The 24,711-nt window shown below is 65.7% G+C and carries 15 protein-coding genes; 4 read left to right on the forward strand and 11 right to left on the reverse strand.

Annotation, left to right across the window (positions count from 1 at the left end):
* Positions 1–146: 146 nt before the first annotated feature.
* The 7 genes from R3P93_RS24230 to R3P93_RS24260 all read right to left on the reverse strand — a co-directional run bounded on the left by R3P93_RS24230 (position 147) and on the right by R3P93_RS24260 (position 11,290).
* A complete protein-coding gene (locus R3P93_RS24230) occupies positions 147–1,556 on the reverse strand; it encodes a plasmid pRiA4b ORF-3 family protein (protein ID WP_317534339.1) in 1,410 nt (469 codons plus the stop codon).
* Between the two features lie 51 nt (positions 1,557–1,607).
* Positions 1,608–2,153 carry an LpqN/LpqT family lipoprotein gene (locus R3P93_RS24235; protein ID WP_317534340.1) on the reverse strand — a complete coding sequence of 182 codons (546 nt, stop codon included), beginning with the start codon at positions 2,151–2,153 and terminating at the stop codon, positions 1,608–1,610.
* 74 nt (positions 2,154–2,227) lie between these two features.
* Positions 2,228–3,163 carry a hypothetical protein gene (locus tag R3P93_RS24240; protein WP_317534341.1) on the reverse strand — a complete coding sequence of 312 codons (936 nt, stop codon included), beginning with the start codon at positions 3,161–3,163 and terminating at the stop codon, positions 2,228–2,230.
* The gene (locus tag R3P93_RS24245; protein ID WP_317534342.1) at positions 3,147–3,842 is read right to left on the reverse strand and encodes a hypothetical protein; all 696 of its coding nucleotides are present in this window, start codon (positions 3,840–3,842) and stop codon (positions 3,147–3,149) included. Before R3P93_RS24245 ends, R3P93_RS24240 begins: the two co-directional genes overlap by 17 nt.
* Before the next feature lie 64 nt (positions 3,843–3,906).
* Positions 3,907–4,746: an HAD family hydrolase gene (locus tag R3P93_RS24250; RefSeq protein ID WP_317534343.1), complete on the reverse strand. Its 840-nt coding sequence runs from the start codon at positions 4,744–4,746 to the stop codon at positions 3,907–3,909.
* A 28-nt stretch (positions 4,747–4,774) separates the two neighbouring features.
* On the reverse strand, positions 4,775–5,989 hold the full coding sequence (locus R3P93_RS24255) for a metallophosphoesterase (RefSeq protein ID WP_317534344.1): 1,215 nt from the start codon (positions 5,987–5,989) through the stop codon (positions 4,775–4,777).
* 99 nt (positions 5,990–6,088) lie between these two features.
* Positions 6,089–11,290 carry an AAA domain-containing protein gene (locus R3P93_RS24260; RefSeq protein WP_317534345.1) on the reverse strand — a complete coding sequence of 1,734 codons (5,202 nt, stop codon included), beginning with the start codon at positions 11,288–11,290 and terminating at the stop codon, positions 6,089–6,091.
* Between the two features lie 219 nt (positions 11,291–11,509).
* On the opposite strand from R3P93_RS24260, the gene R3P93_RS24265 reads away from it, so the two are divergent.
* The 3 genes from R3P93_RS24265 (at position 11,510) to R3P93_RS24275 (ending at position 18,662) form a co-directional block, all read left to right on the forward strand.
* Positions 11,510–12,106, forward strand: a complete 597-nt coding sequence (locus tag R3P93_RS24265; RefSeq protein ID WP_317534346.1) for a dihydrofolate reductase family protein — start codon at positions 11,510–11,512, stop codon at positions 12,104–12,106.
* A gap of 20 nt (positions 12,107–12,126) precedes the next feature.
* Positions 12,127–12,798, forward strand: coding sequence for a TetR/AcrR family transcriptional regulator (locus tag R3P93_RS24270; protein ID WP_068053330.1), 672 nt, complete (start codon positions 12,127–12,129; stop codon positions 12,796–12,798).
* A 386-nt stretch (positions 12,799–13,184) separates the two neighbouring features.
* Positions 13,185–18,662 (forward strand): ATP-binding protein, encoded by a 5,478-nt coding sequence (locus R3P93_RS24275; protein WP_094688131.1) that lies wholly within the window; start codon positions 13,185–13,187, stop codon positions 18,660–18,662.
* A gap of 126 nt (positions 18,663–18,788) precedes the next feature.
* Here R3P93_RS24275 and R3P93_RS24280 read toward each other — a convergent pair whose 3' ends face one another.
* The 4 genes from R3P93_RS24280 to R3P93_RS24295 all read right to left on the reverse strand — a co-directional run bounded on the left by R3P93_RS24280 (position 18,789) and on the right by R3P93_RS24295 (position 22,496).
* On the reverse strand, positions 18,789–19,004 hold the full coding sequence (locus R3P93_RS24280) for a hypothetical protein (RefSeq protein ID WP_317534347.1): 216 nt from the start codon (positions 19,002–19,004) through the stop codon (positions 18,789–18,791).
* A gap of 100 nt (positions 19,005–19,104) precedes the next feature.
* On the reverse strand, positions 19,105–19,980 hold the full coding sequence (locus R3P93_RS24285) for a pseudouridine synthase (RefSeq protein WP_317534348.1): 876 nt from the start codon (positions 19,978–19,980) through the stop codon (positions 19,105–19,107).
* Positions 19,981–19,982: 2 nt separating this feature from the next.
* Positions 19,983–20,825: an oxygen-dependent tRNA uridine(34) hydroxylase TrhO gene (gene trhO, locus R3P93_RS24290; protein WP_094688122.1), complete on the reverse strand. Its 843-nt coding sequence runs from the start codon at positions 20,823–20,825 to the stop codon at positions 19,983–19,985.
* An 18-nt stretch (positions 20,826–20,843) separates the two neighbouring features.
* Positions 20,844–22,496: an alkaline phosphatase D family protein gene (locus tag R3P93_RS24295; RefSeq protein ID WP_317534349.1), complete on the reverse strand. Its 1,653-nt coding sequence runs from the start codon at positions 22,494–22,496 to the stop codon at positions 20,844–20,846.
* Positions 22,497–22,623: 127 nt separating this feature from the next.
* Between R3P93_RS24295 and R3P93_RS24300 the strand changes: the two genes are divergently transcribed.
* The gene (locus tag R3P93_RS24300; protein WP_317534350.1) at positions 22,624–24,096 is read left to right on the forward strand and encodes a cryptochrome/photolyase family protein; all 1,473 of its coding nucleotides are present in this window, start codon (positions 22,624–22,626) and stop codon (positions 24,094–24,096) included.
* Positions 24,097–24,711 lie beyond the last annotated feature (615 nt).

Below are 24,711 nucleotides of genomic sequence, written 5' to 3' on the forward strand. Positions count from 1 at the left end.
AGTCCGTGAAGACCGGGTCGGTGTCCGTCGCTCTGACTCGACAAAAGTTACGCCACCAACCACACCAACGCAAATCGCCTGCTCAGCGACGGTCATCCGTCGCCCGAGCCACATTTCGGCAGTCCTCGAGACCGCTTCTCGGCGGCTCAGCTCAGCAATGCGTCCCGCGCGAACCTGCGAGACCAGCTCGGCGAGTCCGATACCTCTTGACGGAAATAGAACCGCGGACCGTGGGCACCGATGAGATCGAGGAAGCTCACCGTGGCCTGCGCCGCGAACTGAGCGTCGAACACACCGGAATCTTCGCTGGCCCAACCCAATTCGGCGACAGTCTCGATCAACATCTCGTTGCGATGCGTCGCAGATGCCGATGCCGCGAGGGAGATCAGGAACAGAGTCGCTGCGTCGGTCTCGTACGACTCCTTCCCCAGAGGAAGTCGCGACGCCGCATGCCGCCACATGCCGACCGGGTCTTCGGCCAACGCCGCTCCGAGCTTGGTGCGCAGCAACCTGCCCTTCGATGTGCGGGTCAACCCGAGGTGCCGCGCCGCGTCGCGCAGATCGCTGACCTGATGATGGTCGATCTCGCGATTGCTCGGCCCTACCCACCCCAGCCCCCAGTCCAGTTCCTCACGAATCGCCGCCACGAACGCGGGCTTGAGGTAGCCGGCACCGGTCAGCTCTGCTCCGTCATCACCGATTCTGTCCAGAAACCACGTGAACTTGGCCATCGCCACAGCTGCGACGGGCAGATCGACCGAACTCTCGATGGTGAGCTCGCATCGCGGAAGCAACGCCATCAGTGACGGCACCTCCGTAGGACGAACCCGGTCGAACAGCTTTCCGATGGCTGGGGCCGCGGCCACCGCTTCGGCGAGCACCGAACGCCCTACGTCGAACGAGTGCAACACCGCGTTGACCGCATCGACGTCGAATCGAGCCGGGTCGAAGCCCGCGCCCCATCGTGCGATGAGCGCCGCGTGCTCGGGATCGGACGTGTCGGCGGCAATCTCGAGCGACTGGGCGTACCGCGAAGGCCCGCCGGACTCCTCGGGTGGGCAGGCGCGCGCCCCGTCGAGACAGACGGATCGGAGGTCGTCGATATCGGAATCGATCTGCTCCAGATGGATCGTGTGTGTCCATCCGTCACCGAAGTCGTACTCGTACGTCATCGTGGACCCCGGTGCAGTGAGTACGTCGTCGACCCGCACTCGCTCCTCGCTCGACGCGTCGTCGTCCGGTTCGTCGTCGAGCGTTTCCTCCATCTCGAATCGACGCGTGGCACCGGCGGTCCTGACGCTGAACGCATGCAGGTGCCGGTCCTCCCAACCGAGAGCACTCTGCAGAACCGCGTGCAGCTCGGACAGCAGCAGATCCGAGCGCACCCGCACCCGACGCCAAATCTGTGGACGAGTGTGATCCACGGTCACCCGAAGCACCAGGTTCACCAAGCGTCGCCGAGTGGCTTCCGTCGCGCTGTCGTCGGCCGGTTCGTCGGTGTCGGACAAATTCGGCACCACCGACAGGTGCCGGACGCGACCGGTTCTCATCGACATGGAAAGGACCCTAGTCGGACCTGCGCGTCGGACACAGGGGCTCGCGGTCTTCTACATACTCGTGGTCAAACCGTCGTTGATCGCGGCGACGTCGAAGGCCAACGCATCGAGCTGCGACGCCAACGTCGTCACCGTCAACTGCACGAGGTACTGAGTATCGACGCCTACCACGACATACCGCGTCGTCACCGCGGCTTCGAGTTGCTGCGCGACGTACGTACCCCGAATGAATCGCGACGGCCAGCCGAGCCACGACGCTGTACTCGCCTCGCGCTCCACCCATCCGGGCATCGCACGTCCGTCGCCGAAACCCAATGCCATCAACGCTTCCGGGTCGATCGTGCGCGACAACGCACCGACCAGAAGCACCGCGTTGGGCGCGAAACCGTTCTCCACGAGGTTCGGTTCCACGATCACCTGGGTCGCCCCTGGGAACTGTGCGGGATCGAGCGTCTGCCATCCCGCAGGAATCGGCACGGTGATGCCCAGCTCGGCCGCCGCGGCACCGTCGAGCGGCGACACGCGCAACGAGTGTGCGTCGAGGTACTCGGCGATCGTGGTGGGCTCGGACGATTCCGTCGACAGGGCGTCGTTCACAGCAATGCCTTTCGTGGTGCACGATTCACAGACACGCCAGAGGCTACCCGCGCCGGTCCGCTCGTCAGCAGGTCCTAGAGGCAGTGACCGGCAGGGAGCTGGTTGCTGTGCGACTCCAACCAGCTGCCGACCGCGTCGAGCATTGCTGTTCCGTCGGTGAACGAACCCGAATTCGGTTGCGCCGCAATCGCCACACCGACTCGACCGGCAACAGTGGTGACGATACCGACCTGCCGGACGTCGTAACCGCCTCGGACGCTCGGCCCCCAGCCGCCTTTGAAGGCAGCATCGGACATCTTCGCCAGGCCCCACTGCTGCTCGGGCGCAACACTGTTCATCATCTCGACCACCGGTGCAGCGTCCGGAATGCACGACAGGCCCGCCGCGAACGTTGCCTGATCCTGCGTCGACCACTCGGTCTGTCCGAATGCGCTGAATTCAGGACGGATCCGCTCCCTCTGCACCGCAGTGGCCGCGTCACCGCCCTGCCGCAGAACCGCTTCGACTGCGCCACCTGCGGCAGCGGAATCTCCGAGCGAACCCCACAGATTCTCGGCAGCTGCGTTGTCGGAGCTTTCGATGGCGGCGGTGGCGTCGCCAACCACCGTGTCCCCGCCGCGACGAATTGCGGCTACGGCCAGTGGCACTTTGACCGTCGACCACCCCGCACCGGAAGTCCAGGTGCCGAGCACTGTCGGCGGGCCACCACCGACGGGAACCAGAGCGAGGCCGATGGGCCCACCCGCCGTCGACTCGAGTGCGCCGAACTCCGCGGCCAGATCCTCTGCCGGCAGCGGCTCGACAGGAGGCGCAGTGGTCCATATTTCCGCATCGGACGTCGGTGGAAACACCGGTGGCACAGGAGCAGCCGATGTTTCGGACACGAGGGGCGCTTCGGACGCGGGGCCGTCGTCGGTGGCGATGGTGCAGCCGGACACCAGAGCACAGAGCGCGAGAGCCACCGCTCCGACTCGTCCGACGCGGCGCGCCGAACTAGAAGAGGTAGACAACGGCGTTCTCGCCACCGGTACACGTCACCAACTGCGCAGACGAGACGCAGTTCATGTCGTACCGCTTGCCGGTGACCGGACTGCTGGCCACCACGGTCCGCGAATTCCGATCCGAACCGGCCCTGGTGTAGGCCAACCGAACTTCCTCTGCGAACGGACACGACGTGACCGTCGACCCCACCGCCGAGCCTCGAAGTCCGCTGCTCGACGCCACGGTCGCCGGGCAGGTCTGCGCGCCCGCAGGCAGAGTGGCCGGGCCCGGCTGCGGTGAGTTCTCGGCAGTCGGTGCGGTTTCACCGCCTGGAACACCGCCGTCGGACACTGCCGAGGATGGTGCAGCACCCGACGCCACCGCCGGAGTTGCGTCGTCACGCAGAATGAACCAACCGAACACGCCGCCGAGAATCACTGCGACCACAGTCAGAACGGCCACCACGATCCAGATGCCACCGTTCCCTTTTCTCGGGGGTCCAGGTGGAGGCGAACCAGGGAAGCCACCGGTGCCGAACACCGGCGGCCGGGGAACCGCGCCGTACCCACTCGGCTGCGCCGTCGCCGGAGAATGCGGCGCACCAGGACCGGACGAAGGCGGTGGCAGGACTCGATCGGATGGATTCGGCTGCGCGCCGTACTGTCCGTACGCGCGCTGCGAGGGGTCGCCCGAATCTGGATAGCTCACTGGTGTCCTTCTGCCGATGATGGGGCCAGCCTCTCATACAGCGTCGCGACGAGCAGACCGGACGTTACAGTTTCGTTGGGCGCGCGGTGAGCTCCTCGAGATAGCGCGCAACGGCGTCGTCGTCGTTGGATTCGAGGACTCGATCGACGACGGATCGCACGGGCTCCGCGGCATTCGACGGACACAACGCCGTACCCGCCCAGGTGAGCATCGGCAGATCGTTGCGCGCATCCCCCACTGCCGCAACCGAACCGGCAGATATCCCCCACTGCTCGCACAACTCTTGCAGCGCACTGGCCTTCGAGACTCCCGCCGCGGACATCTCGATGTACGGGGCACCGGAGTGCGTCAACTCCACTCCGTCCACCCCCGCCGCAGCAACGATCTCGTACAATTCCTCACTCGTCGTATCACTGTGCCGGGCAACGATTTTGACGGTCGGCTCGACGTCGATCGACAAGCCATGCTCCGACAGCTCCATCTCGTGCGGCTGCCGGTGATGGTCTGCGAACACGCACAGCTCGGCGTACCGAGCCTCGGCCACGAATCGCGTGGCACCCACGGTTGCGAAGGCAACTCCGGGGACGAGTGAGCGCACAACCGACTTGGCCGACGCCACCGTCTCGGCCGGTACCGACCTGGTGCCGACGATGGCCGGAGAGCCGTCGGACAGATCGAGGACCACAGCCCCGTTGGCACCGATCGCCGTGCCGCGAAATCCGCACGACGCAGCGAGTTCGTCGATGGAGTGGCGCGCGCGAGCGGTGGCCCACACCACCCTGATTCCGGCTGCGTCGGCGGCAGCCATCGCGGCGGCTGTTCGCGCCGACACAGTTCGGTCCGAACGCAGCAGGGTGCCGTCGAGATCGGTTGCGACAACGACGACCTCTTCGGTTCTCTTCACCCCACCGATACTGCCAGGTATCGCGCGCTCAGCCGGCGACCAACGTCAGAACGGAAATCTCACTGGGCGCGAACACCCGGAAAGGCGGGCCCCAGAAACCCGATCCGCGGCTGGTGTAGAGCTGAGTTCGCGCACCGTGTCTGCTCAGACCGTGCACCACCGGTTGGTCGAGGCGAACCAACGCCGAGAACGGCCAGATCTGACCACCGTGCGTATGCCCGGAGACCTGCAGATCGACGCCGGCGTCGACAGCGTCGCCGATCTGTTTCGGCTGATGCGCCAGCAACAGCACGGGCATCGACGGATCGGTTCCGGCAAGGGCGCGAACAAGATCCGCTCCGTGGCCGGGTGCACTCGAGCCAGCGGCGGTGGCGTCGTCGACGCCCGCGATGATCAATGCGTCGTCACCGCGATGCAGCACGACGTGGCGATTGTGCAAGGAGTTCCATCCGAGGTCGTCCATGTGATCGAGCCACTCCTGCGCGTGGCCGAAGTATTCGTGGTTGCCGGTGACGTACACGCGGGCCGCGCTCGCGAGCATTGCCTCCAACGGCGCAGCCTGCGCTCGACGCCGATCGACAGAGCCGTCGGCGATATCTCCGACGTGGGCCAACACATCCGGTTCGAGCGCATTGACGGCGGCGGTCAAACGATGCGACCACGTCGTTCGATCGAGCGGGCCGAAATGCGTGTCGGTCACGAGAACCACTCGTAGACCGTCGAATCGAGCTCCGAGCCGGTCGATCCTGACGGTCGTGTGTCGCACTCGGGGCGTTCTCATCGCCTCGTAATGGCCCCACAGTGCGAGGACGACCACGACGATCAGCGTCGTCACCGCGACGATCCGTGACCGAAGAGGGTCGTCTATCCCGGCCACCCACAGACCGAGCCGCAGCAGCAGCGAGAGTGCCGACCACACGAACGCGATCCAAGCCAAGCCCAACAGCACATCTCCGATGCGCGCCCACACGTCCTTGGAGACCCCCTCTGCACTCGGCCGGTGACCCAGATACATCGCTGCAGGCAGTGCCACGAATGCCGCGACCGCAACCGCAGAGCCGACCGACTGTGCAGCCGCAGGCCACTGCGCGCCCGCGAACACGACAGTCCAGGCTGGCAGGCCGACAAGCACAGCGCAGACCACGAGAACGACGGTCGGAACGACAACCCGCCGAGCTCGCGGTCGCGTCGAACCGTCCGGTGAGACCGACTGTTCCGGGCGCTGCGTCTGTCGATCTGTCATCGGCGTCGAACCCTCTTCACTCGTGCGTGCGCAATCCGAGGCCAAGACTACGTCGGCTTCGGATGGTTCGGCGCGGGCACTTAGCCTGCTCGCCGGGAGCTACGGCCGACGGCGGGTTGTGTATCCGCGAAGTCCGTTGAGCGGCAATTCGTGTTCTGCGATGTCCTCGTCCTCGGGTGCCTCGAGGCCGCTCGGCTCGGCGTCATCGGTCGTTGCTTCCGTCGAATTGCCCTGCGTCTCGACCGGATCGGCTCCATCGAGCTCGGCCGACTCGACGTTTGCCGCGGCGTCGTCCTGAGCGGCCGGCTCTTCCTGTGCGACGGGCTCTTCCTGTGCGACCGGCTCTTCGGCGTCCCCGACCCGGTCCGTGGCCGATGTCGTGCTGTTCGTGGCTTCACCGATCTCGGTGGTCGAGAGGCTCGGTGCCGAGGACTCGATCGGCCGAGCGGTGCCATCGGAACCGTCGGACTCCCCGGTACCGGATCCGTGGGTAGCCCCGGCACCGTTGGCACCTCCGGAGCCGTTGACACGACCGGCACCGTTGGTGGGAGACACACCGTTCGTCATTCCCGAACCGTTGGTCGGTCGCGAACCGTTGGTCGGTCGCGAACCGTTCTGGACTTCCGCTCCGTCGGTGCTTCCGGAACCGTTGGTTGTCGTCGGTGCCGATCCTTCGCGGTCGGCTCCGCGAGCTTGCGACGCGGACGGCTCCTCGGTGGGAATGTCGATGCGCGGCATGGTCCACAGAGACAGCACCGACTCGTGGCGCGCGGGTGAGTCTGCGTGCGTGGACGTCTCGAAGACGCCGGAATCGTCGAACTGCGAGGACTCGAGTGGAACCGGGGTCCAGGACTCGTCCGAGCTCTCGAGACCCTCCACGACAACGCTGTTCGGCTTGATTCCCAGATGGGCCAACGTGGCCCAGAGGCTTTCCAGCGCCGCCTCACGGTCCAGGTAGTACTCGGATTCACGCACCCGCCAGAACGTCCAACCGCACCTTTTGAGCTCCTGCTCACGCTGCAGATCCGCCAACCGCTGAGCGGGGGTCGACAGGAACGTGTCGCCGTCGCACTCGACGGCGAGCCGCGAGGAGTCTCCGGTGACGACCAGGGCGAGACGCCTGTTGTTCACCTCGACACCGGGATTGACGTGAAAACCTCTCTCGACGAGGTCGTTCCACAGCTGCTGCTCGAGCAGCGTCTCGAAGGGGGCCTTCCGGACCTCGCGCGAGACACCGACCGGCATGGGATCGGCCGGAGCGGGCGAGACGGAGGTGACGTAACTCAGCAACGAGTTGCGCAGGTCCGCTCGCTTGAGACGATCGACCGTGACCGAGTGGAAGAGCCACAGCTGATCCTGTGCCCGCGACGCTGCCACGTTGAACCGACGCTTGTACTGATTGGCGGTGAGGGTGGCGAAATTCTGATCGGGTGCCACCACCATCGACAGGAACACGACGTTTCGTTCGTCGCCCTGGAAGTCCGGCGGCGTACCGACGCGAAGTCGACGCTGCTCCCACTGCTCGATACCGATCCGCTTGATCAACTCGTTGCGAATCTCGTCGACCTGCGATTGGCCCTGCAGCACAACCACTCCGAAGGTCAGGTTGTCGTACGCTGAGTCTTCGAGGCACTCGGCGATCTGGTCGGCGATCGCGATGGCCTCGGTCCGGTTGACCAGTGACGCGTTCTTTCCGGTCACCGTCGCTCCGCGAACGTACGTGTGCCGCAGCGGCGGTAGTCGATCCGCGCCGAACTGCCGCACGGGAACGAGCGGGGAATCTCCGTAGAACTGCTGACTCGACCAGTTGATGATCTCCGGCATCGAACGGAAGTGCTCACGCAGCCGCACCACCTGACCGAACCGGGTGCGCAGCATCGAGAACAGGCTCGACCTCGGGGTCAGCGTCGCACGCACGTGTTCCGGTAGATCGGGCAAGTAGACGTCCAACCGATCGAACACGTCCTCGAGTGTGCCGGTCTGTGGAACATCGGCCGGCGCGCACTGCCTGTCGTCGCCCACCACGATCACCCGGGGTGCGAGATACAGCAGGAAGAGACTGGTGATGTCGGCCTGACTCGCCTCGTCGACGATGACGACGTCGAAACTGCCCGGCACCGGCGGGATGGACGCGAGCACCTGCGAGAGTGGCATGACCCAGGCGGGCACGGCACTCTGCGCCTCACGCATCGCCGATCGTGCTGCACTGCGGTAGGTCTCGGCGTACTTACCGGCTCCCGAGCCGATGCTGGAGATGTGCTCGCGATAGGTCTGCAGCGCCCGCACCTCGACGGCCGTCATTCGCTCGAGACTGTTGCGCCAGGCACTGGCAGCGGCGAGACGTGTTGTGAGGTAAGCGATGTCGGTATCCGCAGCGGCCAACTCCGCCTCGAGTTGCTGCTCGAGGCCGCCGTGGTGCTGCTCGCCGACCCACTCGCGTGCCCGACGCCACGCCCAGGCCTTGGACATCTGCCAGCTCAGCTCGTCCCATTCGACATCACCGGCAGTGTCCCTGACCAAGTCGAACAACGCGGGTGCGACCTCGGACAGCGACGCCGACATCGATTCGAGCAGCAGTTGATCCTCCTGCTCGGAACACGCTTGCGAGTACGCCGCAACGGCGGCAGCCAGTTCCAACGGATCCGCGGTGCTCAACGCACTCACCAGATTCGAGCCCTCGGGCGACGGCCCGGCGTCGATACGAGTGGCAACCGCGAACTGCAGGGCGTCGAGCTCGGCGCGTGCGGCATCGATGTCGATACGCGTGGCGATGGCGTCGGCTGCCCCGGCGACTTCCCGAGCGTCGGCCAGGCTCCGAATCCACGGTGCCGCAGGCGAAATGGTGTACAGCCGGTGCACCAGGGCGTCGCGAGCAGCGACGACTGCAGACACCAGACCCAGCCTGTCGGCAATCCGCGCCACGTTGTTGACGCGAATCGACCGTGTGCCGTCGAGCGGAACGACGATCGCGAGGTCGGCCAGCAGCACCGCTGCGGTCTGCACGGTCTCGAGCGCGCGAATATGTTCGGCCACCAGACGCGCAGCCATCGCCGTCGTCGCAGGTTGCCCGTCGACGGTAGCGACGATATCGAGTGCCTCGACGGCCTTCTGCTCCTCGCTGCGACGGAACCGGGGCTTCCACTCGATACCCGACTCCAACGCGCCGGCGAACGCATCCATCGCCGTGAGTGCCGCCGGTGAGCTCGTCGAGCACTGCACGTCGTGCGCACCGACATAGCGATCGGACGCAGCGGCAGTCTCGACCATCGCGTCGATTCCGCTGACCCGAGACCACAGGTGGGCGGCCTCGCCGGACAGCACGGAATCGGTGAGGCGTAGGTACGAGCTGTCGAGTTCGACGACCGCTCGCACCCGAGCGGCGAGCTCCTCGCACAGTTGCCTGATCTCCGAGGCCACGGCGGGTTCCACGCCGTCGAGCAACGACACGAGCTCGGCGGCCTGGGGCGAGGAAGCGTCGATGCGCGCACCTGCGCGCTGGCAGAGCGATGCCAGTTCGGCCGAGTTCGGCAGCATGGTCTCGGGACGCGGCAGCACCTGACGCGAGCGAAGCTCTCGAGTCCCGTCGGAGCCGGCGATGAGCTTACGAAGCTGATCGACCTGGGCACCGTCGAGAGGTGGTCGATCGGCGAACAGTGGGCCGGGCAGCCACTCGTGGGCACCTTCGGCGGCCTTGACCTTGCGCACGATGGACGACACCGTGCCGTCGTATCCATCGGAAATGTATTCGTGCACAACAGTTTCGGACTCGCGGAGCGCGCTGACACGATCGAGCAAGTCGGCCCGCCCGGCCAGAGCCGCCGCGCGCTGCGTCGTCAGTGCCTCGATCTTCTGCACCTCGCTGGCCTCGTCGAAGGAGGTCTTGCGCTCGGCGATCTTCGCGACGCTGCGGTTGAGCTCGTCGGAACCACCGCGGGAGAGGTCGGTGATGGATACGCAGAGCTCCTGCAGCTCCGGCGGGAGTTTGTCCCGCAGCACGCGCAAAGCTTGTGACTTTTCACTAGTGACCAGAACCCGTTGACCGCGCGCAAGGAGCCCGGACATGAGGTTGGCGATCGTGTGAGTCTTGCCCGTTCCGGGCGGTCCTTCGACCACGACGCCGCTGTCACGCCCCAGCCGTTCGATGATCTGCGACTGCTCGGCGTTGGCCGGCAACGGAAACAGCGGGTCCTCCGCCAGTGCCGCGGACTCCCCCGCTCCCGTGCGTTCGAGCCACGCGATCCGATCGGCCGGCTCGATGGCATCGACCAGTTGAGCGAGCCCGAGCGGTACCGGAGAGTCGGCGAACTCGAGGTCGGCGATCATCTGCTCGTAGTACTCGACCAGTGCGAACGAGTCCCGAACGCGGAGAACGAGGGCAGGTGAGACGGTGAGCGTGCGGTCGTCGTCGATGTAGGCGAGTGCCCCGGGCGGCCCGAGACGATCGAGTACCTCGATCTCGTGCCGCGGCACCCGCGACGCCCAGTTCCTCAAGAACTGTTCGACGCCTGCCCCGATGGGTGAGGTGACTGTGTCGTGCAGTTCCTGTGCCAAGGCGACCGAGCCGGAGGTGTCGAAATCGTCCGAGGCGGTCAGCAGCTGGCCGTCCTCGAGCCGCGCAGTGGTGCTCGCGGCGAGGCGAACCAGCAGATCACCGGTACGCACGTCGCGTTCGATACTGGCCGATTGCGTGATGAGGTGAGTGCGCACGCTGCGCTGCGGATCGGTGTTGCTCGAGGTCAGCAGCCCCGAGGCCACCACGAGTTCGATGGACTCGGGTCGCGATGCAAGCTCCTGCATCATCAGCTGCAGAGCCTGGTACAGAGCGGCCTGCGGACGCCGATCCCGATCCTCCTGCGCCCATTCCTTCCACGACTGCGAGTACTCCTCGAAGGCCTGCTTGATCTCGTAGGCCTTGCGAATGTCGAAGTCCGCATCGGACTCCTGCGCCTCCGCTCGACGACGAGACGTCACCGAGGATGCGTCGGCAAGCTCGAGTTCGCGATAGCGACTGTCGGCAACGACCTGCGGGTCGAGCCATCCCGACAGCAGCGCCGGCGGCTCGGGCGGATCGTCGACCGCGATGCGCGGTGCGCGGAGCACCACACCACCCTGCTTGGCGCGTGGGTCGAGCTGCATGGGAACGTCACCGGCATGGATCCATTCGACCTGCACGTGGTCGTCGAAGCGCAGCACCGGGTTCGAACGCGCCTCGACGATTTCGCGAAGAAAGCGCAGCAGGCGTTGAACCCTGCTCTTGAGCTCGTCGTCGTGTTCACGACCGGTAGCCGCTGCAGCCGTCACAGTTTCCCCACAAATACTCGAATGGTCGTCCGTTTCAGGGACGGTGTTTGCACACCCGGGCCAGACTAGCCGCTGGAAACCGGTTGTTCGTTGCGTCCTGAGCACACAAAATACGTTCTAGTGCTGGTTCACAAAGACCGACGTCGGTCGCTGGATCCCCCACAGCGACATACCCCGCAAGCCCACGGGTTCTCACCCGTCGAACACGACAGGAGCCGAATGCGCAACCTGGTCTACTACATCGCCGTCACCCTCGACGGGTTCATCGCGGCACCCGATGGCAGCTACGACTGTTTCGTGCCCGACGGCGATCATCTCGACGCCATCGTGGACGAGCTGCCCGAGACGTTGCCGGTCCACGTTCGTGACATGTTCGGCCTGGACGGTCCACCCGCTCGGTTCGACACCCTCCTCATGGGCCGCGAGACGTTGCAGCCGGCGCTCGACGTGGGTATCACCAGCCCCTATCCCCACCTGCGCCAGTACGTCTTCTCGCGCACCCTCGCACCGTCGGACGACCCCACCCTCACCGTCGTCAACGAGGATCCGATCGGACTGGTCAGGAGCCTGAAGGCAGAGGATTCCGAGTACGACGTCTGGATCTGCGGAGGTGGAAACCTGGCGGGTCAACTGCTGCCCGAGATCGACGAGCTGTTCCTCAAGGTCAATCCCGTCGTGCTCGGCAGGGGCATCGGCCTGTTCTCATCGGGAATCGGCCCCGATCCGTTCCCCGCGGAGCGGTTCGAGCACCTCGAATCACGCCAGTTCGACAGCGGGGTGAGATTCTCCCGGTTCATCCGCCCGGACGCGCGCTGACGATGACGTATAAAGACTGAATGCCTGCCGCGCCGGAGCCAGACCGTGAGCTGCCGAATCGGGAGCTGCCGACCACCCCGCGCGGGCTGCGAACCCGTACCTCGCTCGTGGCCGCCGCGCGTCGAGTCTTCGAGGACAGCGGTTACCTCGACTCCCGGTTGATCGACATCACCCGCGCTGCTCGATGCTCCGCCGGCACCTTCTACACCTATTTCACCAGCAAGGAAGAGATCCTGGCCGCAGTGCTCGAGCAGGCCAGAGACGACATGCTGCATCCCGGAACCGAGCGAGTGAACCCGCACGACGATCCGGTTGCCGTGATCGCCGCGAGCAACCGTGCGTACTTCGAGGCATACCGCCGCAACGCGAAGCTGATGGCGCTGCTCGAGCAGGTCTCGAACATCGATCCCGAGTTCCGACGCCTCCGCCGTGAACGCGCCGATGCCTTCGTCAGGCGCAACGCCCGCAGCATCGAGAGCCTGCAGAGCCGCGGTCTGGCCGACGCGGAACTCGATCCCCTGCTCGCCTCGCGCGCACTGTCCTCGATGATCAGTCGGCTCGCGTTCAATCACTTCGTCGTCGACGCCGCAGACGGTCTCCCGCCCGCGGACTCCGAGGATCTGCTCGCGACGGCGACGAGGCTGTGGGTCAACGCGCTGCGACTGCCACGGGCGAGCGAGGGCGACAGGTGAGGGAGACCGCACTCGGCGACGAGCGAACCAACTCGAGCCGATCGGCCCGAGTTGTACCCGCCAGTAATGTACTCGCCGGTAGCAACGAAAGTCGTCGAATGTCGAATTACGCCACGCGCCAACGCTACTCGCGAGTACGTTAGCGAGGTGAATAGAACCCGACAGCAACTTCGGAGCGAAATTGCTTGCCACAGAATATGATTCACTTGTTGGTGATCAATCACACTCACGCCGAACGCCGTTGGCGATGCACACGGCCTCGTTACCGTTAGAATGAGCCGATCGGAGTGCCGCACGATGGACGAGAAATCGACATGCCCGGCACCAATCCACGTTCCATCGAGTGCACCGACGCGGTGCGCCCACACCGAGCGAAGAGAGATACGTTGTTCAAGCGGATTGCAGTAGTCAACCGAGGCGAGGCAGCAGTACGCCTGATCCGAGCCGTCCGAGAGCTCAACGCCGAACACGATTACGGCATCCGCACCGTAGCGCTGCACACCGAGGCGGAGAAGCGGGCCATGTTCGTCCGCCAGGCCGACGAAGCGGTCACACTGCGCAAGCCTGCGAGCGGCTCGGCCTACCTCGACTACGGCGTCCTCGAGGCGGCGCTGGTCGAGTCCGGTGCCGACGCGGTGTGGGTCGGCTGGGGCTTCGTCGCCGAGGACCCGACGTTCGCCGACCTCGTCGCGCGCCTGAACATCACCTTCATCGGCCCGTCGGCCGACGCGATGCGCCTGCTCGGCGACAAGGTCGAGGCCAAGATCCTCGCCGAGAAGGTCGGCGTTCCCGTCGCACCGTGGTCCGGCGGACCCGTCGAAACCCGCGCCGACGCCAGGCGTCACGCAGCGGCGATCGGCTACCCGCTGATCATCAAGGCCCGCTCCGGCGGCGGCGGCCGCGGTATCCGCAAGGTCTTCCACGAGGACGAACTCGAACTGTCCCTCGAACGTACCCAGGGTGAGGCCGAGCGCTCGTTCGGCGACCCCGTCGTCTTCCTCGAACGGCTCGTCACCGATGCTCGCCACGTCGAGGTCCAGGTCATCGCCGACAGCCACGGCAACGTCTGGGCCCCGGGCGTGCGCGACTGCTCCATCCAGCGCCGCAACCAGAAGGTCATCGAGGAGTCCAGCTCCCCACTGCTCACCAAGGAGCAGGCCGACGAACTGCGCACCGCCTCGGCCGAGCTCGTCAAGGCCGCCGGCTACCAGGGCGCAGGCACCGTCGAGTACTTGTACCAGCCCGAGCAGAAGATCTTCACGTTCCTCGAGGTCAACACCCGCCTCCAGGTCGAGCACCCCATCACCGAATACACCACCGGCATCGACCTGGTGAAGCTGCAGATCCTCGTCGCCGACGGCCAGGCACTGCCCGGTGAATGCCCCACCGAGTTCGGCCACGCCGTCGAGGCTCGCCTCAACGCCGAGGACGCCGACAACGGCTTCGCTCCGGCTCCCGGCACCGTCGAGCTGCTCAAGTTCCCGCTCGGCACCGGCATCCGCGTCGACACCGGTATCGCGCAGGGCGACGTCATCCCGCCCGACTACGACTCGATGGTCGCCAAGGTCATCGCCTGGGGCCGCGACCGCAGCGAAGCGCTGGCGCGGTTGCGCAACGCGCTGCGTGAGACCACCGTCGTCATCGACGGCGGCACCACCACCAAATCGTTTCTGCTGAGCCTGCTCGACCGCGAGGAGGTCATCTCCGCCTCCGCCGACACCGGCTGGCTCGACCGCACCGAGGCCGGCTCTCAGGTGGGCCCGACCGCCGTCGCCGACATCGCCATCATCGCCGCGGCCATCGACGCCTACGACGCCGAGGAAGGCCGCGAGCGCACCGCGTTCCTCAGCTCCGCACGCGGCGGCCGGCCGCGCGCCACCCATGCCATCGGCCGCACGGTCGAGCTGAACTACCAGGGTCAGGCCTACAAGCTCGAGGTCGGCCAGACCGGCACGCACCGCTACAGCATCGACGGTGACGGCATCGGCGATCTGCAGGTCGACGTCGAACGCCTCGGCACCTACGAGAGCCGCCTCGTCATCGGCGACCGTCGCTACCAGGTGGTCACCGTCGCCGGAGCCGCGCACTTCCTCGTCGAGGTCGACGGCATCAGCCACCAGATCTCGCAGGACGAGGCCGGACTGGTCCGCGCACCGGCACCCGCCGTCGTCGTCGCCGTCCCGGTCGCCGTCGGCGACGAGGTCGAAGCGGGTCAGACTCTCGTCGTCCTCGAATCGATGAAGATGGAAACCGCCGTCCGGTCCCCCTACGCAGGCACCGTGCGTGAGGTACTGGCCTCGGTCAACGGCCAGGTCGACGCCGGAGCGGCACTGCTGCGCGTCGATCAGGCCGGTGAGCAGAAGGTCTCCGAGCAGGCACCGCGCGTGCAGTTCCGCGGTATCGACGATGCCGCACAGCGTTCGCCGCAGCGTCGGGCACTGGACCGACTCGACGAACTCGCCGCACTCATCACCGGTTTCGACGTCAGCGGAGCCCGAGCGCGAAACCTGTTGTCCACCTATGAGACTCTGCGTGCCGACGTGCCGCGCAACGATTCGGGTCTGGTCTCGGCCGAGCTGGATCTGCTCAACACGTTCGCCGACATCTGCGAGCTCTCTCGCAACAGGCCGACGATGGACGAGGAAAGCAACGACGAGCGCGTCCACTCCCCTCGTGAGCACTTCCACTCGTTCCTGCACTCGCTCGACGCAGACGTTCAGGGTCTCCCGGATTCGTTCCGCGCCAAGCTCACTCGCGCACTCGCGCATTACGATGCCGCCATCGACGAGGGTCGTACCCCCGAACTCGAAGAGGCCGTCTACCGCGTCTTCCTCGCTCTGCAGCGTATGGAGAACCAGGTTCCGGTCATCGCGGCGCTGCTCGGCCACTGGCTCAGCGACTGCTCTGCGCAGCCCGAAGCCACCCCGGCCATGGCCGAGGTACTCGAGCGCCTCATCGGTGCCACCCAGGCACGCTACCCCGTCATCGGCGATGTGGCTCGCAACCTGCGCTTCCGGCTGTTCGACGAGCCGCAGATCCGCAGTGCACGCGAGAAGATCTACGACGGCGTCCGTGGCAGCCTGCAGTACCTCGCCGAGAACCCCGACGCCGCCGACTACTCGGCCCGCATCGCAGCTCTGGTCTCCACCCCGGAACCGTTGATCGAGCTACTGGCACAACGGATCACCGATCCCGGTGCCCTGCTCGAAGTGATCACCCGTCAGTACTACGAGATCCGCACCCTCGAAGACGTCAAGGCCTTCGACCGCGACGGCAAGCACTTCGTCACCGGCAACTTCGAGCTCTCGGGCGAACGGCTGCACCTGGTATCGACCGCAACCGATTTCGACTCGCTCGCAGCAACTCTGGATTCGGTCGACGACATCGCCGGACCGGCACCGGAGAACCTGGCGGTCGATCTCTACCTGTCCTGGCCGGACGCTCCGACCGACGGCGACGAACTCTCGGCCCAGCTCCAAGCCGTGCTGGCTGCCCACTCGGGCACGGGCCACTGGCGCCGCGTGACGGTGACCGCTTTCGGTTCCGACACCCGCAAGATGACCTACCGTCGCACCACGGCCGAAGGATCCGAGCCTCTCGCCGAGGACACGATCATTCGAGACATGCACCCGCTGACCGGTCAGCGACTCGACCTGTGGCGACTGAAGAACTTCGACGGTGTCCGGTTGCCCGCCAGCGCCGGAACGTACCTTTTCCACCTGACGTCGAAGGCCAACCCCTCCGACGAGCGCCTCGTCGCACTCGCCGAGATCCGCGGCGTCACAACACAGTTGGACGACGCCGGAAACATCGTCGCGGTACCGGAAATCGAACGCACCGTTGCCGCCTGCCTCGACGGCATCCGCCGCGCTCAGGCCGGACGCGGCAAGAAGCGCCTCGACGCCAACCGCGTCGTGCTCTATGTCTGGCCCGTCCTGAACGTGCCCGCCGACCGCATCGCCACCATCGCGCGGCACATCGCGCCGCTGACGATCGGCGCGGGCCTCGAGGAGATCACCCTCATCGCGCGTCTGGCCGAGACTCCGGGCGCGACACCGCGCGAGGTCGCGTTGCGCCTGTCGTACCGTTCCGGTGCAGGCATCGTGGCCAAGGTGACCCCGCCGCCGACCGAGCCGATGCGTCCACTCGACGAGTACACCCAGAAGGTGCAACGCTCGCAGGCCCGCGGCACCGTGTACCCGTACGAGCTGATCCCGTTGCTGAGCAGCAACGGTGGCACGTTCACCGAGTACGACTTCGACGCCGACGGCGTGCTCGCCCCGGTCGATCGTCCCTACGGCCGCAACACCGCAGGCGTCATCGTCGGCGTGGCCACCACACCGACGGCCAAATACCCCGAGGGCATCACTCGCGTCGCACTGTTCGGCGACCCGACCAAGGCACTCGGCACCGTCGCCGAGGCCGAGTGCTCGCGAATCGTCGCGGCCATCGACCTCGCCGAGCAACTCGGCGCACCCGTCGAATGGTTCGCATTGTCCTCCGGTGCAACGATTTCCATGGAATCGGGCACCGAGAACATGGACTGGGTCTCACGCGGCCTGCGTCGCATCATCACCTTCACCCAGGCCGGCGGTGAGATCAACATCGTCGTCGCAGGCATCAACGTCGGCGCACAGCCGTACTGGAACGCCGAAGCCACGATGCTCACCCACACCAAGGGCATCCTGGTGATGACCCCCGACAGTGCCATGGTGCTCACCGGAAAGCAGTCCCTGGACTACTCCGGCGGCGTCTCGGCCGAAGACAACTTCGGCATCGGCGGCTACGACCGCGTCATGGGCCCCAACGGCCAGGCGCAGTACTGGGCACCGAACCTGCGGGCCGCATGTGACATCCTGTTCGCGCACTACGACCACGCGTATGCCGCACCGGGAGAACGATTCCCACGTCGCGCAGCCACCGCAGACCCGACCGAACGCGACGTGCGTACCTACCCGCACGTGCACCCGTCGAGCGACTTCACCACCGTCGGCGACATCTTCTCCTCGGTCACCAACCCGGACCGCAAGAAGCCGTTCGACATTCGCACCGTCATGCGCGCCGTGGTGGACCAGGATCACTCGGTGCTCGAGCGTTGGGCCGACATGGCCGACGCCGACACCTCCGTGGTGTTCGACGCCCACCTCGCCGGAATCCCGGTGTCCGTCATCGGGATCGAATCACGAGCCATCCCCCGTAAGGGCTGGTTCCCGTCCGACGGCCCCGATCAGTGGACCTCGGGCACCCTGTTCCCGAACTCGTCGAAGAAGACAGCACGCGCCATCAACGCCGCCAGCGGAAGCCGACCGATCGTGGTGCTGGCCAACCTCTCCGGCTTCGACGGATCACCGGAATCGCTGCGCAACATCCAGCTCGAATACGGTGCCGAGATCGGCCGCGCCATCGTCAACTTCGACGGACCGGTTGTGTTCTGCGTGGTATCGCGTTACCACGGAGGCGCTTTCGTGGTGTTCTCCGGAGCGCTCAACGACAACATGGAGGTCCTCGCAGTGGAAGGCTCCTTCGCCTCCGTGCTCGGCGGTGCCCCGGCCGCAGCAGTGGTGTTCACCCGCGACGTCAACGCCCGCACCGCAGCGGACCCGACCGTCAAGGAACTCGAGACTGCACTGAACAACGCCTCGGACGACGCCACCCGCTCGGCCCTGCGCGTCGAACTGGCCACCGTACGAGCGAACGCACGCAACGCCAAACTGGGTGAAGTGGCAGCCGAATTCGAGGCCATCCACAACATCCAGCGAGCACAGAACGTCGGATCGGTGCACCACATCGTCCCCGCCGCCGAACTGCGCCCGCAGCTTGTCGCCGCCATCGAACGCGGAATGGCGCGGTCGCTGGCCAAGTAGGGCTTGGGCTCACTCGACACAAACGCGCGCGCGTTTGCCGGGTGCTCGCGGAATGGTTACCTGTTCCGCGAGCGTCTGGCGAATGCGCGCGCGTTTGTCGGTTGGGGGGTCGGCTCAGGGCGCGCCTTACCAGTAGGTCACGTCCGTGGCGACGACTCCGGTGCACTGACCGGTGAAGATGGTCACCGCGCAGGCCTCCCAGAGCCGCGACAGCATGTCGAAACCACCCAACACTCCGCTTGAGCTATTGGTGCTCGCGCTTCCGGTATCGGCCACCGCGACTGCCGGTGACGCGATGGCGATGACTGCGGCTCCCAACACAACAGCAATACGACGCTTCACGCTGTTCTCCTCTTCTCTTCCATCGGACATGGTTCGCTCGACACGCTAACCTCGCGTCCCAATTGTCACAATCCTCCGAACGAACGAACGATGCCGGCCGTCAGAGCTCGAGGGTTCGGGCACTGACGAAACGCCGCGCTTCACCGGTCAACGGGTCCGTGAAATTCAGTGCTCGGGCGAGGAGTTGCAGCGGCCGGGCGAAGTCATCGCCCGGGACAGAGGTGAACACCGGATAGTACGGGTCGTTCACGATCGGAATCCCCAACGACGACAGGTGGATTCGCAGTTGGTGGGTTTTGCCCGTATTGGGGAAGAGTCGATATCGGGCGGCGGTGCCCAACGTGTCGACCAGTTCGATCAGGGTCTCGCTGTTCGGCTCCCCCGGCTCCTCGTATGCCGTCATCACCCCGTGCTCCTTGAGGATTCGGCTGCGCACGACGCGCGGAAAGTTCAGTGCTGCATCGAATCCCGCGACAGCCTCGTACTCCTTGGTGACGTTACGGGAGGAGAAGAGTTCCTGATACGGGCGTCGGGCATGCTTCGTCTTGGTGAAGAGCAACACCCCTGCGGTGGCGCGATCGAGTCGGTGCGCGGGCGTCAGGTCGGGGCAGTCGAACTGCCTGCGCAGTCGCACGGTCGCCGTCTCGGTGACGTGCCGACCACGCGGGATGGTGGCGAGGAAGTGCGGCTTGTCGACCACCAGCAGGTCGTCGTCCTCGTACAGGATGCCGATCTCGAACGGAACCGGAACCTCCTGCGCCGGAACGCGATAGAAGTACACCTGGCTTCCGGCGCGATACCGCGTGTCGACGGAGATCGGCCGGCTCTTCTCGTCGACCACTTCGGCGTCGAGCACGGCCCGCCGCCAGTCATCCTCGGGCAGCACACGTTCGAGATACTCCACGATGGTGGTGGCCGAATCACCATGCGGCAGAAGCAGCCTGAGCGGAGCGAGACCGTCCCGGAAGGGCAGCATCGTCAGGCGCAGTCGAGACAGATCAACCGCAGACCACGGCCGGCGTCGCCGTCGAAGTCCTGGTACCGGGACGTCGGATTGCCGCAGGCACTGCAGCGACCGATGACGGCGGTGTGGTCGGAGAAGTTCTGCGCCATCCGCTTGTCGAAGACGAACAGCGAGCCCTCCCAGAGCGCGTCGTCGCCGAAAGTTTCTGCGTACCGAACGATTCCGCCGTCGAGCTGATACACTTCCTCGAAACCACGGGCCACCATCAGCGAAGAGAGCACCTCGCAGCGGACTCCCCCGGTGCAATACGTGACCACCGGGGACTTCTTCAGATGGTCGTAGGCACCGGAATCGAGCTGGGAGACGAAGTCCCTCGTCGTCTCGACGTCGGGCACCACCGCGTTCTTGAACTTGCCGATCTTCGCCTCGAAGGCGTTGCGCCCGTCGAAGAAAACGACGTCGTCGCCGCGGGAATCGACGAGCTCGTGCACCTGCTGCGGACTCAGGTGTTTACCGCCGCCGACCACTCCGTCGGCGTCGACCTTCAACTCGCCGGGGGCACCGAACGTGACGATCTCGTCGCGCACCCGCACGCTCAGGCGCGGGAAGTCGTTGCCGAGCCCCTCGGACCACTTGACGTCGGCCGCCTTGAACGCCGGATAGCTGCGGGTGCCGCGGACGTACCGTTTGACGTCGTCGACGTCACCGCCCACCGTCGCGTTGATGCCGTGCTCGGAGATCAGGATGCGTCCGGTCAGATTGTTCGACGCGGCCAGCGTCTGCTGCCACAACCGGATCGCCTCGGGATCGGGTAGCGGAGTGAACACGTAGAACAGGACGATTTTCGGTACAGCCACGCCGACCAGTATGGCGCGTTACCCGGCAGGCGGTGCCGCCGCCCGGACGCGCTGGGTGCCGGAGTCGACGGTGAAGCCCGCTCCCCAGTAGACGCCGGTCTGCGGATCCTCCTTGGCGGTGAGGAACCAGTGGTCCATCCGCGCCGCCGTCCTGGTGACCTCGAAGACACCGAACCCGTGACTGTCCAGGTCCACGAACTTCACGTGTTGGTTGAGCGCCTTGAATGCCTCCTCGGCGACCCGGCCCAGCGTGTGGGGCGGAGTACGCGTCAGGTCGTCGATGTTGGCCGAGCTGACCGAGGTGACGACGAGCTCCGTGGCAGCAGGCTCGGTGGTTGCGTACTGCGCCGCGTCGAGGGGTACCTCGCAGGCCCAGGCCGAGTGGATGTCGCCGGTGATGAAGACGGTGTTGTCGACGCCCGCGTCCACGATGGCACCGAGCAGCTTGCGGCGGTCGGCGGTGTATCCGTCCCACGGATCGGCGTTGTACGGCAGACCGCCCTCCGGGATCCCGAGAAGCGAGGTGACCGCCCTGGCCGCGTCCCGGTCCAGCGGCGGGATGAGAGTGGGCGTGATCATCACCGGATTGCCGACGATCTTCCACTGCGTCGGCGACGAGACGATGCCGTCGGTGAGCCACTGCATCTGCTCCGCGCCGGTGATGGTCCGGTTGGGCGAATCGACCTCGGGCCCGTTGAACGGCAAAACCTGCTGCGAACGGTAGGTGCGTAGGTCCAGCATCGACAATTCGAGTAGGTTGCCGAACCGCAGCCTGCGATACAGGTGACGGTTGGTTGCGGTGCCCGCCGCGCGCACCGGCATCCACTCGTAATACGCCTGCTCGGAATTGGCCTTGCGGGTGGACCAATCGCCCTCGGTGCCCGGAGTGTGGTTCTGCGCGCCGGTGTTGTAGGCATCGTTGGCGGATTCGTGGTCGTCCCACGTGCAGATCCACGGCACGCCGATGTGCGCGGCCTGCAGATCGGGATCGGACTTGTACTGGCCGTGGCGCTGCCGGTAGTCGGCAAGGGTGACGATCTCGTGGGTGGGCGAATGCTGCCGGATCACCCCGTCGCGTCCCGGGAATCCGCCGGTTTCGTACTCGTAGATGTAGTCACCGAGGTGGACGATGGCGTCCAAGTCCGTCCTGGCCGCCAGATGCCGATACGCGCCGAAGTAGCCGGACTCCCAGTTGGAGCACGAGACGACACCAAAACGCATCGCATCGATATCGGCGTCGTTGGCCGGTGCGGTGTGCGTCGTCCCGACGGCCGATGCCGCGTCGCTCGTCTGGAAGTCGTAGAAGTACGTGGTGTCAGCACTGAGCCCGTCGACGTCGACCTTGACGGTGTGGTCGGTGGCGGGGCCGGTTTCGACGGTTCCGGAAGCGACGATGTCACCCATGTCCGCGCTGCGGGCAACACGCCACGTCACCGATACCTGTGGGCCGACGCCGGAGCCCGGGGTGGCGTCGGGCGCGGGGGTGATGCGGGTCCAGAGCACGATCGCGTCGGGCAACGGATCTCCCGACGCCACCCCGTGCAGAAAGCCGCGGTCGCTGCCCTGCGCGTGGGCGATCGCCGGCAGTGTCGTGGCGGCTCCGGCCACCGCGACGGCCACCGACGACGAGCGAAGAAACGTCCTTCTGGAAAGCGCAGACTCAGCGTGCATCGGGTCAGTCCATGCGATGGATGGTCGGTGGTCAAGTAAGGCGCGCCTGGGTCGGCCACAGTGTTCACCGGCCGGCCATGTGCCGGACGCTGGTTTGCCTTCGTCGCTGCGGGAGAACACTCCGGGAATGGACGCTCTGTGGTTGTTCGGTGATCAGCTCGGCCCGCACTTTCACTCCGTGGACGAGCACGCGGATCGGGATGTGCTGATGATCGAGTCCCGGCGCGTGTTCCGGCGTCGGAGATACCACCGACAGAAGCTGCATCTCGTGTTGTCGGGGATGCGGCACCTCGCCGACGAGCTGGGTGATCGCGTCACCTACCTGCAGACCGAGACGTATCGCGAAGGGTTGGCCGAGTACGGCAAGCCCGTGGTGGTGTTCGAGCCCACCTCGCACGCGGCGGAGAAGTTCGTCGCCTCGTTGCACGAGGAGGGCTTGGTCTCGGAAATTCTGCCGACGCCGATGTTCGCGCTTCCCCGCGCCGATTTCGCGGAGTGGGCCGCCGAGCGTGGCACCTTTCGGATGGAGACGTTCTACCGCGAGCAACGCAAGAAGTTCGGGGTACTGATGGACGGTTCCGAACCGGTCTCCGGAAAATGGAACCTCGACGCCGAGAATCAGTCACCGCCGCCGAAGGGACGCCTGACGCTCGGAGTCGAAGAACCGTGGTGGCCGACCGAGGACGCGATCGACGAGCAGGTGCGCGCCGACCTCGACGACTGGGACCTCGACACCGTCGGAGTGGACGGGCCACGAGTGTTCGCGGTGACTGCTGCCGAGGCGTCGGATGCGTTGGCGCACTTCGTGAACTACCGCTTGGACGACTTCGGCAAGTACGAGGACGCCGTGATGGCCGACGACTGGACGATGTCGCACTCGCTGCTGTCGGTGCCACTGAACCTGGGTCTGCTGCAACCGCTGGACGTGGCGCACGCCGCCGAGGACGCGCACCGCGACGGCACGCCGTTGGCAAGCGTCGAAGGTTTCGTGCGGCAGATCCTCGGCTGGCGCGAGTACGTGTGGCACCTGTATTGGCATCTGGGGCCGGAGTATCTCGAGCGAAACAAGCTCGACGCCCATGAGCCACTACCGGATTGGCTGACGGAGTTGGACGGTGATGCCGTGGTGGCGAAATGCCTGTCCAGCACCGTCGACGGCGTGCGTGATCGCGGGTGGGTGCACCACATCCCCCGACTGATGATCCTGGGAAACTTTGCGCTGCAACATGCGTGGGACCCGCGAGCGTTGACCGATTGGTTCGCAACGGCTTTCGTCGACGGGTTCGCCTGGGTGATGCCGGTGAACGTGATCGGCATGAGCCAACACGCGGACGGTGGGGTGATCGCCACCAAGCCGTACGCCTCGGGCGGGGCGTACCTGAATCGCATGACGGACTACTGCAAGCCGTGCGAGTTCAACCCGAAAAAGCGACTGGGTGACGACGCCTGCCCCTTCACCGCCGGCTACTGGGCTTTCGTACACCGACACCGCGAGATGTTGGCGCTCAATCACCGCACGGCGCGACAGGTGTCGTCGATGAACCGATTGAGCGACTTGGAGCAAGTGCTGGAACAGGAGCGTCAACGCGAGGTGTACTGACGCGCCGGATGCCTGAACCAAGGATTTCCGAACTTCGAGAGCGTTGCGCTTTGCGACGAGTCGCCGCCGCGGTCGGTACCACTTTCGCTTGTCGCTATTGCGATGCGACTGGGACGACGCGCCAACTGGGGTGCGACGAGACGCCGCATCGGTCCGATGGCCGTGCGTTGGGCGAATCTGTATGCGCGACGCTCCCTACCCATGGTCGCGGACCGCCTGCGCGGCAGATGAACCGCCACGAAGACACCCAAGTAACGCCAGCGGCGGACGGTCAGGAGTTGGTGCTGGTCGTATCAAGCGAAAGAAATCGAAATAGTCACCGCGCTGCTCGGACTGGAATCGCTGCAGCGATCACCATCTGGAAACGGGCTCCGCGCTCCTATCACACGTCACCGACATGTTCTGATTCTCGAATCCTTATGCAGGGCAATAGTTTTCGATTGCACTATGATTGCCAGTCGAACGCGCGTTCGATACACTTGCTCCATGACCACGGAGATCTGGCAACTGAGCGAGAGCGAACTGCTCGCCGACGCCACCGCGGTCTCCCATCAAATCCAGTTGCTCGAAGCCCGGCGGATCGCTCTCGTCGCCGAGATCGACACCCGCGTGAGC

This window comes from Rhodococcus cerastii (assembly GCF_033042195.1).
In the GTDB taxonomy this organism is placed as follows: domain Bacteria; phylum Actinomycetota; class Actinomycetes; order Mycobacteriales; family Mycobacteriaceae; genus Rhodococcoides.